Genomic DNA, 13764 nt, shown 5'->3' with positions numbered 1-13764 from the left:
AAGGGAACCACGCGTACCCATCCCGAACACGAACGTTAAGCCTTCCAGCGTCGATGGTACTTGGACCGCAGGGTCCTGGGAGAGTAGAACGTCGCCAAGCAGCAGAAGAGTCTCATTGGAGTAATCCGATGGGGCTCTTTTGCTATTGCTGGAAACCGATCGGCGAGTGGATGAATTCCTATCTTTTTTACACTATAGCAATCGTATAGGGGATTGAAGGTTTGCTATACCGGCGTCATGAAAATCATATCTTCGCTAAAGAACGATCTGAATGAAAGCCGCAGGTATGCCGTAAACTAAGGCGTAACTCATTGACGGAGGTGACGCCTTGTATGAACGAAATCCAAAAAAACAGCCCGAATGAGGAGTTGGCCCAGCTCGGCACGCATGCCAGCGGCGCAACGGATTTGCACAAGACCCGTACGACCAGCGCTCCAGTGCAGATTGATCCGCCGGTGTCGCCGAACCCGGGCGCGATTGATAACCGCGACCACCGTTTTGACAACAAAAAGAACGGGGAACCTATTTAATTTCGCAAGGACAAGGAAGAGCGGATGCAACCGCTCTTTCTTTTATTCATCCAGAAACAGCTCCTTAAGCATCCGCTCGCGATTGTTCAGAAACTGCCTGGTAATGACATAATGGTCCGTTTCCTCCAAGCGGGTCGGTTGGATGCCTTCAGTAGTTAGCTGATACAGCGCCGCATCAGGATAAGCCATGAGTATGGGAGAATGGGTTGAAATGATGAATTGGGAGTTTTTGTTGACCAGCGCATGAATACGGGAGAGCATGGACAATTGCTTGAACGGAGATAGCGCCGCTTCCGGCTCATCAAGTATGTACAGGCCATTGCCCCCGAACCGATGCAAAAATGCAGAGAAGAACGATTCGCCGTGCGACTGCTCATGCAGCGATTTGCCACCGTAGGAATCGATAATTTTCCCTCCGAAGCCGGGCTCTCGATCCATCTGATCAATGTTCGTCGCCAGATTGTAATAGGTCTCCGCCCGAAAGAAGAATCCGTCGCGCGGTTTATTCACCCCGCGTACGATTCGAATGTATTGATACAGCGTAGAGTGAGAATCCTGCGTCGAAAAGTTGAAGTTCATCGTTCCGCCCTCCGGGTTGAAGCCCCACGCCACAGCCAGCGCTTCCAGCAGCGTGGATTTCCCCATTCCGTTCTCGCCTACGATATACGTGACCTTCGGATGGAGCGCGATACGGTCCAAATCTCGGATTGCCGGCAAATGAAACGGATATTGCGCAAACGATGGAACCTTCTCCCGGAGCAGGGCAAAGCTTCGGATATAAGGGTCTTTCTCGGCCAAGGCCATGGCTACACCTCCTAAACTGAATTATAATAAAATTCCGTATCGGGAGCGAATCCTTACAAACGAAATAAGCTCCTGCCGCTTGCGGCAAGAGCACGGAGAAGGCTTATTTTCGCGTTTTGGCGATGAGATCGGATACGGTAAGGAATTGGTAGCCTCGCTGTTGAAGCTCCGGTAAAATGCGTTTGAGCGCCTCTACCGTTTGGCTGCAATCCCCCTCAAGATCATGGAATAAGATAATGTCGCCGTTATGCACATTGCCTAGCACGGTTTGAACGATTTTATCGGCGCCCGGCTTCTTCCAGTCTTTCGTATCCTGATACCAGGACCACATGACGACCGTCAATTTGTCCTCCTTCATCGATTGAAGCAGCGCATCGTTGTAAAAACCGCCTGGGGGGCGAAAAACGCTCGGCATTTGCTCGGTAATATCGAAGATGACTTCCTGCGTTTGTCGGATTTCTTCCACGATCCGTTCCGGCGGATAGTTTTTCAAAAAATGATGGTCAAACGTATGATTGGCAATTTCATGGCCTTCGTTAACTTCGCGGATCGCGATGGCCGGGTACATTTTCACGCGCTTGCCGAGGACGAAAAAAGTCGCCTTGGCTTGATATTGCTTCAGCAAATCCAATATTTGCGGCGTATACACCGGATTGGGGCCATCGTCGAACGTTAGGGCAATCAGCTTCTGATCGGTCTGTACATTCCATACAACTTCGCTGCCGGGTGTCGGCGCCGCGGAGGTCGTAACGGGAATCATCAGCGAGACAATGAGCAGCAGCGCAGCAATCTTTTTCATGTTCAACGGACATCACCTCGGTCTCGGTCGTTCTTTTGTTAGGGTGGGCTAACGGGTGAAAAGTATTCGGTGACGACTGCAAGCAAAATAAAGCAGCGTACAAAATAAAACAGCCGTCCCGATAGGGACGGCTGTTTTATGCCATTGGATGAGTGATGAGTCCATGATGCTGCAGAAAGATTTAGGAACCTAAAACATAAATTTTGACTTGCTGAACGCCGAACATTTTTGCTTTGGAACGGCTCTCGGGCAAGAAAATGTCGATTTTATTGCCTTTGACGGCGCCGCCAATATCGCTTGCCGTCGCGTACATGCCGCCGTCCGGCAAGCCGTCGTAATTATAGCCTTCAATATATACTTTGGTGCCGAGCGGGATCACGTTCGGGTCGACGGCGATCGTGCCCAACTGCAGCGGATTGCCCATGTAATCGACGGCACCATGACTTCCATTCTCGCTTGGGGAAGCGGTATAAGCCGTCGCTTTCGCTTCGATGATTTGGCTGTACGCCGGAATGGAGCTGCCGGAAGCGCTGCTGAATGCCATAACGGCCATCTTCGGCTCTTCCTTTGGCTTGTACCAGGCCGGAGCATAATACTTGCCGTCCGTTCCCAGAATGGCGATCCGGTTCGAGTTATCCCATTGGCTGATGTACCCGAACGTATCGGAGAGCATGCGGAATGGCACGTAGACCTTACCGTCGATCAGCTCGGCTGGTGTTGCGATATCGGTCGATTTGCCGTCAATGACCATATGGTTATCGCCCGTCGTGAGCGAAACGCTCTTTTTTCCGTTGTTCAGCGTTACTTTGACTTGCGCGCCTGCCGGTTCCCAATCCACTTGAACGCCAAGCTTGTCTGCAACGGCGCGGGCAGGCACCCGCAGTTTATGATTCTCATCCAGAAAAGGCTGTGCGTCCGGAAATTGCACCAGACTGTCGTTGACCTGCACCTTCACGTCTTCCGCCACGCGCTGCGATTCGGCTGCCTCCACGGGGTGGCATACCGGCAAAACAGCGGGCAGGGCAAACAAACATGCGAGGAGCATGCCCTTCATATTTAATTGCATTCATTTCCCTCCTATGAATGCCTCCGAGGTTAGTTGTCGGGTTCGGGAAGAGGATGCTCCCTAGTATTGCAGCCATCGCCTCATATCATGACGACGCCCAATTCATTCACCCCATGTGTTTCATCCCCCGTACGCGCACAGCAAACAATGCGCGATTCGGCTCCTAGTAATTTAACATAGCGTACGTACCGGTTCAATGCATAAAATCATCCAGTCCATTCCTAATAATGGAATCCCCCTTTTTCCTCCCGGGCGGGAATGGGGTACAATGAGAATAAATTCGTGCGATGGCCGGCGTTTATGACCGTCAGAGCTGGAAGGAGGCGTACAATGTATAGACGAGACTATATTCTAGGACTGATCGAGCAAGCCGCCGTGGCGGTATATAAGGCTGCCGCGGCGAGAAGAAACGCGCAATGGGAGCAGGCGATGGCACTGTTGAGCCAGGCGATGAAACAGCTGCTTGGCATGAATTCCAAACTGCTCGGCGCGCTGTCGGTCAAGGATTTGATCGCGATGCTGTCGCAGGACGGCGGCGTCGACCAAGGGAAAGTGCTCGCTGCGGGCGATCTGCTGAATGCGGAAGCGGCCGTGTGGAAAGACGCGGGGAACGAAGCGGCGTCGCGGCAGTCGGCGCTCAAATGCGCGGAGCTGCTGCTGACGGCGATGGAACTGGACGCTAGAAACGAATTGAAGGAAGAATTCAATGAGCGGTTGGAGCTGGCGCTTGGCTTGGCGGGACGTGCCCCCAAGAGCGCTGAGCTGCTGGAAAAGCTGATACCTTATTGCAATGCTTCGGGGAAGCTGGCCGACGCGGAAGACGCGTTGTTTCAATGGCTGGACGAGCTGGAGAAATCCGGACAATGGGAGCGAAGGCTTGCGGCCGCCGAAGAAGGCATACGAATGTGCGAGAAATGGCTTCTATTAGATGAAGGGAAAATATCGGCAGGGGGGCTGACGACGGACGAAATTCAAAGCACAATACAGGATTTAATGAAAATGAAAGCGAATTCGCATACATAAACGTAAAATCAGTGCGTACATGGAATAAATGCGAACTATTTTTTAAATGAAATTCATTAATGTTCGTCTTTTGTAGTTGACATGCGGTGTTAAAGGCTGTTAAACTTAGAGGGGAATAACGCAGTGGAATCAATCCGATTTTGCAGAAAAAAGTCGAATAATCTCGTATAAAGTCGGGAATATGGCCCGGAAGTTTCTACCCAAAAACCATAAATTTTTGGACTACGAGCGAACGAACGATAAGGAAGGTCGGCATGCTTGTGCCAGGCCTAGCTTGCGCTTCGGGCTATTTGTCGTCCAGTGGATAGAACGCATCCGTATGTGCTCTGTCAGCCGGACGTTTTTTTATAAAGTCAGAAAGTATAAGTTTGAACCAAAGGTTCAGGTTTCGGATCTTTCAAGAAATGTTTCATCATAAATAGCGAATGGCTTTCGTCGAAATGGCTTCGCTCAGAAGCTTTTCATATATCCTCATATTCATGGTTACGATTTAAAATCTTCATTACACTACGATATCGGAGGTTCATCCAGTGTCCGTACTTGTTGGCGTCATTATGGGAAGTCAGTCCGACTGGGAAACGATGAAGCATGCTTGCGACGTGCTTGACGAATTAGGCGTTCCTTATGAGAAGAAGGTCGTATCCGCACACCGTACTCCGGACTTAATGTTCGAATACGCGGCTTCCGCCGCGGAACGCGGACTAAAGGTCATTATCGCGGGAGCCGGGGGCGCGGCGCATTTGCCGGGGATGGTTGCATCCAAGACGGTGCTGCCGGTAATCGGCGTGCCGGTGAAGACATCCACCCTGAACGGGCTTGATTCCTTGCTGTCGATCGTGCAGATGCCGGGCGGCATTCCGGTGGCAACGGTAGCGATCGGACATGCCGGCGCGACAAACGCCGGTCTGCTGGCTGCGCAGCTGCTCGGCGCGTTTGACGAAGAGCTGCAGCGCAAGGTCGCGGCGCGCCGCGAGCGGATCGCGCAGACCGTTATCGAAAAGAGCGTGCTGGAATGACAGAGGCGGCAGTGAGCAAAGCGTATGACCCGGACAAAGTGATTGCGCCCGGGGCAACGATCGGGGTGCTGGGCGGCGGGCAGCTTGGACGAATGCTGGCGCTGGCTGGACGGGAAATGGGCTATCGCTTCGTAACGCTCGATCCGACGCCGGATGCGCCTTGCGGCCAAGTGGCCGACCGGCAAATCGTCGCGACGTATCATGACGCCGCCGCTGCGCGTCAGTTGGCCGAGCAAGCGGACGTCATCACATACGAATTCGAGAATGTAGACGCCGATGTCACGGCGCTGCTGATGTCCGAATCGTATGTGCCGCAAGGAAGCCGCCTGCTCTACACGACGCAGCACCGGCTGCGCGAGAAGCGGGCCATCGAAGCGGCAGGCGTCAAAGTGGCGCCGTATGCGGAGATCGGCAGCGCGGAAGAACTGCGTCAAGCGGTGCAGCGTTTCGGCACGCCCTGCGTGCTCAAGACGGCGACCGGCGGCTACGATGGCAAAGGGCAATGGGTCATTCGCTCGCAGGATGAAGTGGAAGCGGCTTACGCGGAGCTGAGCAAGGCGGGAACGGAGCTGGTGCTGGAGCAGTTCATCCATTTTGCGAAGGAAATATCGGTCATTGCGGCGCGCAGTCCGCAAGGGGAGGCCAAAGCTTTCCCCGTTGCGGAGAATGTGCACGTAAACAATATTTTGCACTTGTCGATCGTCCCTGCCCGCGCTGCGGAGGAAGTGCTTCGCGAAGCGGAAGCGATGGCGCTGCGCATTGCAGAGGCGCTGGATGTGATCGGGCTCATCGCCGTGGAGATGTTCTTGACGGCGGACGGCGAGCTGTACGTTAACGAGCTGGCGCCGCGGCCGCACAATTCCGGCCATTACACGATGGAAGCGTGCCGTACGTCGCAGTTCGAGCAGCATGTACGCGCGATTTGCAACTTGCCGCTCGGCGATCCCGGCCTGCTGACGCCGGTCGTCATGGTCAATGTGCTCGGCGAGCATGTGCAGCCGCTGCTGGATTGGATCGTGCGGCCTGAGTCGGAACGGGTGCCCGGCGTTACCGCCAAGGTGCACTTGTACGGCAAGCAGGAAGCGAAGAAGGGCCGCAAGATGGGGCATGTGAATGTGCTGGCCGAATCGCCGGAGCAGGCGTTTCGCTGGATAGAGGCTTCTAAGATATGGGACGCTAAGCACGAATGATTTTAACGGAAAATAACGGAGGATGGAAAAACCATGATTGATCGTTACACAAGACCCGAGATGGGGCGCATCTGGACGGAAGAAAATAAATTCAAGGCTTGGCTTGAAGTTGAGATTTTATCCTGTGAAGCGTGGGCGGAGCTTGGCGTCATTCCGAAGGAGGACGTAGCCGAGCTGCGGAAAAACGCCGATTTCAATATCGACCGGATCTATGAAATCGAGCAGGAGACCCGTCACGATGTGATCGCGTTTACCCGCGCGGTATCGGAGAAGCTCGGACCGGAACGGAAATGGGTGCATTACGGCTTGACGTCGACAGACGTCGTCGATACGGCCCTCGGGTACTTAATCAAGCAGGCGAATGAAATATTGGAGCGCGATTTGCAGTCGTTCATCCAGATCGTTCGCGATAAAGCGATTGCTTACAAAGATACGCCGATGATGGGACGGACGCATGGTGTGCATGCGGAGCCGACGACATTCGGCCTCAAGATGGCGCTGTGGTACGAAGAAATGAAGCGCAATTTGGAGCGTTTCCGCTTCGCGGCGGACGGCGTGCAGTTCGGTAAAATTTCCGGCGCAGTCGGCACGTATGCCAACATCGATCCGTTCGTGGAAGAGTACGTGTGCGGTAAGCTCGGCACGAAGCCTGCGCCAATCTCGACCCAGACGCTGCAGCGCGACCGCCACGCCGAATACATGGCGACGCTCGCCCTGATCGCTACGTCGCTCGACAAATTCGCGACAGAAATTCGCGGGCTGCAGAAGAGCGAATTCCGCGAAGTCGAGGAGCCGTTCGCCAAAGGCCAAAAAGGCTCGTCGGCAATGCCGCATAAGCGCAATCCGATCGGCTGCGAAAGCATCTCGGGTCTGGCTCGCGTCATTCGCGGCCATATGGTTTCCGCTTATGAGAACGTGACGCTCTGGCATGAGCGGGACATCTCGCACTCCTCGGTAGAGCGGATCATTTTGCCGGACGCGACGATTTTGCTCAACTATATGCTGAACCGTCTCGGCAATATCGTGAAAAACTTGACCGTCTTCCCCGAAAACATGAAGCGCAACATGCAAAGCACGTACGGCGTGCCGTTCTCCGGCCGCGTGATGACGAAGCTGATTGACAAAGGCATCAGCCGTGAGCAAGCTTACGACACGGTTCAGCCGAAAGCGATGCAGGCATGGGAGGAACAGCGTTCGTTCCGCGATATTGTGGAGAATACGCCGGCGATCCGCGAATATTTGTCGCTCGAAGAAATTGATGATGCGTTTAACCCGAGCTGGCATTTGAAGCATGTCGATACGATATTCAAACGGCTCGGCTTGAGCTAATCTGACGGAAGGGCGGCTGAACGAATGAACGGAGAAACGAAACCGATCGCCATATCGAGTGCGGAGCCGTACGTAAAGGCACCGCTGCTGTACAAAGGCAAAGTACGCGAGCTGTACGATCTGGGCGAGCATTATCTCATCGCGGTCACCGACCGCATCTCGGCATTCGATTGGGTGCTCAGCCCCGCAGTGCCGGATAAGGGCAACGTGCTCAACAGCTTGAGCGCATTCTGGTTCGAGCAGACGGCGGCGATTCAGCCGAACCATGTCGTACATACGGACGTGGAGCGGCTCGGCGATCTGATTACGGACCGCGAGGTCATGAAGCACCGCTTCATGGTAACGAAAAAAGCGCAGCGGATCGACATCGAATGTGTCGTGCGCGGCTACATTACCGGCGGCGGCTGGCGGCAGTACCAGAAGTCGGGCGAAGTGAACGGGCATAAGCTGCCGGAAGGCTTGCGCAAAAACGACCGGCTGGAGAAGCCGCTGTTCACGCCCGCAGCGAAAAACGACGTCGGGCACGACGAAGATATATCGATTGATCGGATGAAAGAGCTGGTCGGCGCGGAGCTGACGGAGCAGCTGCAGGAGAAGAGCATTCGCCTGTATGAGTTCGCAAGAGCGTTTTGCGAGCAGCGCGGCATCATTTTGGCGGATACGAAATTCGAGTTTGGACTTATCGACGGCGAGATCATCCTGATCGACGAAATTTTTACGCCGGATTCATCACGATTCTGGGCTAAGGAAAACTACGCGCTCGATATCGAGATCGACAGCATGGACAAAGAACCGGTCAGAACGTATTTGTCGGGAACCGACTGGGACAAAAACAGCGAGCCTGCTCCGCTGCCGGCGGAAGTGGTGGAAGAAACGTCGCGGCGTTACCGCGATATTTATAACCGGCTGGTTAACGGATAGCAGCGAATGGATAGAGCATAGCGGCGGCTGAGGCGGCGCTTGCGCAGAGATATAGGTTTTTACAGGGGAAACCGAGCGGACAAATAGAGAAGAATCGAACATAAAGGGCAGCAGCGTAGACCGGCATCGGGGACGGAACGAAAGCGCGATATCGGCCGAACATAGAAGAAACGGCCATCGCAGGACGAATCAGGACAAGCAGCGAACATAATTGACGATCCGAAGGGAGATTATCATTCCGATGTTAAAAGCGACCGTGTATGTAACGATCAAGCAAAGCGTATTGGATGTTCAGGGGACGGCGGTGCAGGGGGCGCTTCACTCGATGGGATTCGACGAGGTAGGCAAGGTGAGAATCGGCAAATATTTGGAAGTCGATCTGGATACGAACGACCGCGCGGTTGCGGAAGAGCGCGTAAAGGCAATGTGCGAGAAGCTGCTGGCCAACACGGTCATCGAGGACTACCGTTACGAGCTGGCGTAAGCCAAGAAAAGGAGGAGCGTTATGAATTTCGCGGTACTGGTATTTCCCGGCTCCAACTGTGATATCGACTGCTACAAAGCGGTGGAAGATACGATCGGACAGCCTGTGGATTACGTGTGGCATACGGAAACCGATTTGTCGAAATATGATTGCATCCTGGTTCCCGGCGGTTTTTCGTACGGCGACTACTTGCGCTGCGGCGCGATTGCCCGTTTCGCCCCGGTGATGGGTGCGCTGGTCAAGGCGGCGGCCGAAGGCAAGTACGTGCTTGGCATTTGCAACGGGTTCCAAATTTTAACGGAAGCAGGACTGCTGCCCGGCGCGCTGATGCGCAACAATTCGCTCAAATTCCGCTGCCATCAGGCGCTGCTTAAAGTGGAAAATGCGAATACGCCTTTTACATCGGAGTACAATCAAGGCGAGCTGATCCATATCCCGATCGCTCACGGCGAAGGCAATTATTATTGCGACGCGGAAACGCTGGCCGAGATGCAAGCGAACGGCCAAATCGTATTCCGCTATGAAGCGGGCAACAACCCGAACGGTTCGATCGACGATATCGCGGGCGTAAGCAACAAGGCGGGCAATGTGCTCGGCATGATGCCGCACCCGGAACGGGCAGTCAGCGAACTGCTCGGCTCGGCGGACGGCAAACGAATGTTCACATCGATACTGAGCACTTGGAGGGAGAAACATGGCGCAGCTGTTATCGGCTAAGGAACCAACGGCGGAACAAATCGCGGAGCAAAAAATATACAAGCAGTTCGGCGTGACGGACGAGGAATACGAGAAGGTGTGCGGATTTTTGGGCCGGAAGCCGAATTACGTCGAGATCGGCGTATTCAGCGTCATGTGGTCGGAGCACTGCTCGTACAAAAACTCCAAAGCGGTGCTGCGCAAATTCCCGACTAGCGGACCGCGCGTCCTGATGGGTCCTGGCGAAGGTGCGGGCATCGTCGATATCGGCGATAACCAGGCCGTCGTGTTCAAAATCGAAAGCCATAATCATCCTTCCGCAGTCGAGCCTTATCAAGGCGCGGCGACAGGGGTCGGCGGGATCATCCGCGATATCTTCTCCATGGGCGCGCGTCCGGTGGCGGTGCTCAACTCGCTGCGCTTCGGCCGGCTGGAGAGCGACCGGGTCAAGTATTTGTTCGAGCACGTCGTATCGGGGATTGCCGGCTACGGGAACTGCATCGGCATTCCGACCGTCGGCGGCGAAGTGATGTTCGATGAAAGCTATGAGGGGAATCCGCTCGTCAATGCAATGTGCGTGGGCCTGATTGATCACGATAAAATCCAGAAGGGCGTTGCCAAGGGCGTAGGCAACCCGGTGTTCTATGTCGGACCGGCAACCGGCCGCGACGGCATCCACGGCGCGACGTTCGCGTCGGAAGACTTGACGGCCGAATCGGAAGCGAAGCGCTCGGCGGTACAGGTTGGCGACCCGTTCATGGAGAAGCTCGTGCTGGAAGCCTGCCTCGAGCTGATCAACTCGGGCATCGTCGTCGGCATTCAGGATATGGGCGCGGCCGGTTTGACCTGTTCCAGTTCGGAAATGGCGAGCAAAGCGGGCAACGGGATGGAGCTGTATCTCGATGAAGTGCCGCAGCGCGAAGAAGGCATGACGCCTTACGAAATGATGCTGTCGGAATCGCAGGAGCGGATGCTGTTCGTCGTGAAGCCGGAGCATGAAGCACAGGCGAAGGCCATCTTCGAACGTTGGGGACTGCACTGCGCGAAGGTTGGCAAAGTGACCGACGACGGCAACCTGAAGCTGTACCATAAGGGCGAGCTTGTTGGCGACATGCCGGTAACGGCGTTGGTCGACGAATGCCCGATGTACCATAAGCCGTCCCAAGTGCCGGCCTATTACGAAGCGAATGCGAACGTGGACACGCTGCGCTATCCGGAAGTAACGGATTTGAACGAGGCCTTGCAAAAGGTGCTGGCTTCCCCAACCGTAGCGAGCAAAGAGTGGGTATATAACCAGTACGACTATATGGTACGCACCAGCACGGCGGTTCGGCCGGGATCCGATGCGGCGGTCGTGACGATTCGCGACTCGCGCAAGGCGCTGTCGATGTCGACGGACTGCAATGGCCGGTTCGTGTATCTCGATCCGGAAGTAGGCGGCAAAATCGCCGTCGCCGAAGCGGCGCGCAACAACGTCTGCACCGGCGCGGAGCCGCTGGCGATTACAGATAACCTGAACTTCGGCAGCCCGGAGAAGCCGGAAATTTTCTGGCAGTTGGAAAAAGCGGTCGACGGCATGGCGGAAGCTTGCCGCAAGCTGAATACGCCGGTCATCGGCGGCAACGTCAGCTTGTACAACGAAAATTCAAAGGGCGCGATCTATCCGACGCCGGTTGTCGGTATGGTCGGTCTCGTTCACGATACGGATCACATTACAACGCAAAGCTTCAAGAACGAAGGCGACGTCATCCTGCTGCTCGGCGACACGAAAGCGGAGCTTGGCGGCAGCGAATTCCAATACGTGCTGCATGGCGTAACGGAAGGCCGTCCGCCGCAAATCGATCTGGACGTCGAGCAGAAGCTGCTGGGCGCCGTGCTCGGTGCGATTCAGCAAGGGCTTGTGTCCTCGGCACATGACTTGTCCGAAGGCGGTCTTGCCGTAGCGCTCGCGGAGAGCTGCATAAGCGGCCGCCTCGGCGCGAAGGTCGACTTCGCGGCATCCGGGCTGCGCAATGACGTTGCGCTGTTCAGCGAAAGCCAGTCGCGCATCCTGCTCAGCGCTTCGCAGGACAAAGCGGACGCGCTCCAGCAGTATATCGCGGCACAAGGCGTTCCGGTGCAAGCGATCGGTACGGTCGGCGGCGAGACTCTGCAAGTATCGGTAAACGGGCAATCGGCAATTGATGCATCTGTAGCACAGCTAGAAAAGGTCTGGAAGGATGCGATTCCATGTCTGATGAAATAAAAGTCGGCGGACAAGGAGTAAAGCAGCAAGCTCCGCGTCTTTGGACGGGAGATTACTATAACGAAGGCGTTGCGGCTCATAACGGCTTGTTCGACAAGCTGGGCGAGGAGTGCGGTGTATTCGGCGTGTTTGGTCACGCCGAAGCCGCTTCCCTGTCCTACTACGGCTTGCATGCGCTGCAGCACCGCGGTCAAGAAAGCGCGGGCATCTGCGTCGCCGGGAGCGGCGAGGAATTCAAGTATCACCGCGGCATGGGGCTCGTCAAGGAAGTGTTCAACAACGACATTCTCGGTCCGATGACCGGCTCCACGGCCATCGGCCACGTGCGTTACTCGACTTCCGGCGAGAGCAAGCTGGCCAACGCCCAGCCGCTCGTCTTCAAATACCGCGAAGGCGACCTGGCCGTTGCGACGAACGGCAACTTGACCAATGCGCCGCAGATCAAGAAAGATCTGGAGAAGCAGGGGTCGATCTTCCAAACGACGAGCGACACGGAGGTCGTGGCGCATCTGATCGCGCGTTCCAAGCACGACGATATCGTATCGGCTGTCAAGGAAGCGCTGCTCAAGGTGGAGGGCGCTTATGCATTCCTGTTCATGGCCCAGGATAAGCTGATCGTCGCGCGCGATCCGCACGGCCTGCGCCCGTTCGTGGCAGGACGGCTCGGCACGGCCTGGCTGTTCGCTTCGGAATCATGTGCCTTCGATGCGGTGGGCGCGCAGTATTACCGTGACATCGAGCCGGGCGAGCTGCTCGTGCTCGATATGAAAACCGGGCGCGTAACGGAGGACCGGTTCTCCCCGATCAAGCAGCGCGCCGTATGCGCGATGGAGTATATTTACTTCGCGCGTCCGGACAGCGACATCGATGCGGTGAACATCCATTCCGCGCGCAAGCGGATGGGCCGCCAGCTCGCGATGGAATCGTTCGTCGACGCGGATGTCGTCACCGGCGTGCCGGATTCGAGCATTTCGGCGGCGATCGGCTACGCCGAGCAGACCGGCATCCCTTACGAGCTCGGGCTGATCAAAAACCGCTACACTGGCCGGACGTTCATTCAGCCGAGCCAGGAGCTGCGCGAGCAGGGCGTGAAGATGAAGCTGTCCGCCGTGCGCAGCATCGTGGCCGGCAAGCGCGTCGTCATTATCGACGACTCGATCGTACGCGGCACGACATCGCTGCGGATCGTTAATCTGCTCCGCGAAGCGGGAGCGAAGGAAGTCCATATGCGAATCAGCTCCCCGCCGTTCGCGAATCCGTGCTTCTACGGCATCGATACGCCAAGCCGTACGGAGCTGATCGCTGCCGTGAAATCGATCGAAGAAATTCGCCAGGCGATCAATGCCGATTCACTGCATTTCCTCAGCAAGGAAGGGCTGCTGACAGCGATCGGCCACACGACTTCGGATGCGACACGCGGCTACTGTACCGCCTGTTTTGACAATCGCTACCCGACGCCGGTTCCGGATGAAGCGGCACTCGGCTGCGGCTGCGATTAAGGGATATAACGGCGGCCTGCGCACAGCGACCGCCTTCTTTTTACCAAAGCGGGGTTAGACGAGTGTAAAGCACTCACCCCGGTTCTGCTTAGACCGGAATGGCGAGGGGCATGAGACCGTCGAAGCGTGTACGCGGCTCCTTTGAAAATGAGTTCTTACCGT

13 protein-coding genes, 1 rRNA gene and 2 riboswitches are annotated in these 13764 nt (G+C 55.8%); of the genes, 11 read left to right on the top strand and 3 right to left on the bottom strand.

Features of this window, described 5'->3' with window-relative positions:
• Both rrf and KXG62_RS23040 read left to right on the top strand, forming a co-directional pair.
• Positions 1–100, top strand: a 5S ribosomal RNA gene (rrf, locus tag KXG62_RS23045); the annotation flags it as partial.
• 232 nt (positions 101–332) lie between these two features.
• On the top strand, positions 333–530 hold the full coding sequence (locus KXG62_RS23040) for a hypothetical protein (protein ID WP_218094363.1): 198 nt from the start codon (positions 333–335) through the stop codon (positions 528–530).
• 42 nt (positions 531–572) lie between these two features.
• On the opposite strand, the gene KXG62_RS23035 is transcribed toward KXG62_RS23040, so the two are convergent.
• From KXG62_RS23035 to KXG62_RS23025, 3 genes are all read right to left on the bottom strand, one after another.
• Complete coding sequence (locus KXG62_RS23035) at positions 573–1334, bottom strand: AAA family ATPase (RefSeq protein ID WP_218094362.1); 762 nt, start codon at positions 1332–1334, stop codon at positions 573–575.
• A 103-nt stretch (positions 1335–1437) separates the two neighbouring features.
• Positions 1438–2133, bottom strand: coding sequence for a polysaccharide deacetylase family protein (locus tag KXG62_RS23030; protein ID WP_218094361.1), 696 nt, complete (start codon positions 2131–2133; stop codon positions 1438–1440).
• Positions 2134–2314: 181 nt separating this feature from the next.
• Positions 2315–3199, bottom strand: a complete 885-nt coding sequence (locus KXG62_RS23025; protein WP_218094360.1) for a stalk domain-containing protein — start codon at positions 3197–3199, stop codon at positions 2315–2317.
• Positions 3200–3202: 3 nt separating this feature from the next.
• Positions 3203–3371: riboswitch (cyclic di-AMP (ydaO/yuaA leader) on the bottom strand.
• Positions 3372–3529: 158 nt separating this feature from the next.
• On the opposite strand from KXG62_RS23025, the gene KXG62_RS23020 reads away from it, so the two are divergent.
• The 9 genes from KXG62_RS23020 to purF all read left to right on the top strand — a co-directional run bounded on the left by KXG62_RS23020 (position 3530) and on the right by purF (position 13602).
• On the top strand, positions 3530–4222 hold the full coding sequence (locus KXG62_RS23020) for a DUF6483 family protein (RefSeq protein WP_218094359.1): 693 nt from the start codon (positions 3530–3532) through the stop codon (positions 4220–4222).
• A 143-nt stretch (positions 4223–4365) separates the two neighbouring features.
• A riboswitch (purine riboswitch) is annotated at positions 4366–4467 on the top strand.
• Positions 4468–4752: 285 nt separating this feature from the next.
• Positions 4753–5238 (top strand): 5-(carboxyamino)imidazole ribonucleotide mutase, encoded by a 486-nt coding sequence (purE, locus tag KXG62_RS23015; protein ID WP_218094358.1) that lies wholly within the window; start codon positions 4753–4755, stop codon positions 5236–5238.
• On the top strand, positions 5235–6428 hold the full coding sequence (gene purK, locus KXG62_RS23010; RefSeq protein ID WP_218094357.1) for a 5-(carboxyamino)imidazole ribonucleotide synthase: 1194 nt from the start codon (positions 5235–5237) through the stop codon (positions 6426–6428). The genes purE and purK overlap by 4 nt, the downstream gene beginning before the upstream one ends.
• A gap of 33 nt (positions 6429–6461) precedes the next feature.
• Positions 6462–7757, top strand: coding sequence for an adenylosuccinate lyase (gene purB, locus KXG62_RS23005; protein WP_218094356.1), 1296 nt, complete (start codon positions 6462–6464; stop codon positions 7755–7757).
• Between the two features lie 24 nt (positions 7758–7781).
• Entirely contained in the window at positions 7782–8678 is an 897-nt protein-coding gene (locus KXG62_RS23000) for a phosphoribosylaminoimidazolesuccinocarboxamide synthase (protein ID WP_218094355.1), read from the top strand.
• A 241-nt stretch (positions 8679–8919) separates the two neighbouring features.
• Positions 8920–9162, top strand: a complete 243-nt coding sequence (gene purS, locus KXG62_RS22995) for a phosphoribosylformylglycinamidine synthase subunit PurS (RefSeq protein WP_218094354.1) — start codon at positions 8920–8922, stop codon at positions 9160–9162.
• A gap of 21 nt (positions 9163–9183) precedes the next feature.
• Positions 9184–9879: a phosphoribosylformylglycinamidine synthase subunit PurQ gene (purQ, locus tag KXG62_RS22990; protein ID WP_218094353.1), complete on the top strand. Its 696-nt coding sequence runs from the start codon at positions 9184–9186 to the stop codon at positions 9877–9879.
• Entirely contained in the window at positions 9857–12103 is a 2247-nt protein-coding gene (gene purL / locus KXG62_RS22985) for a phosphoribosylformylglycinamidine synthase subunit PurL (RefSeq protein ID WP_218094352.1), read from the top strand. The genes purQ and purL overlap by 23 nt, the downstream gene beginning before the upstream one ends.
• Positions 12088–13602, top strand: coding sequence for an amidophosphoribosyltransferase (gene purF, locus KXG62_RS22980; RefSeq protein ID WP_218094351.1), 1515 nt, complete (start codon positions 12088–12090; stop codon positions 13600–13602). The genes purL and purF overlap by 16 nt, the downstream gene beginning before the upstream one ends.
• Positions 13603–13764 lie beyond the last annotated feature (162 nt).

The organism is Paenibacillus solanacearum, assembly GCF_910593845.1.
Taxonomy (GTDB): Bacteria; Bacillota; Bacilli; order Paenibacillales; family NBRC-103111; genus Paenibacillus_G; species Paenibacillus_G solanacearum.
This window is presented reverse-complemented; position numbering and strand designations above follow the sequence as displayed.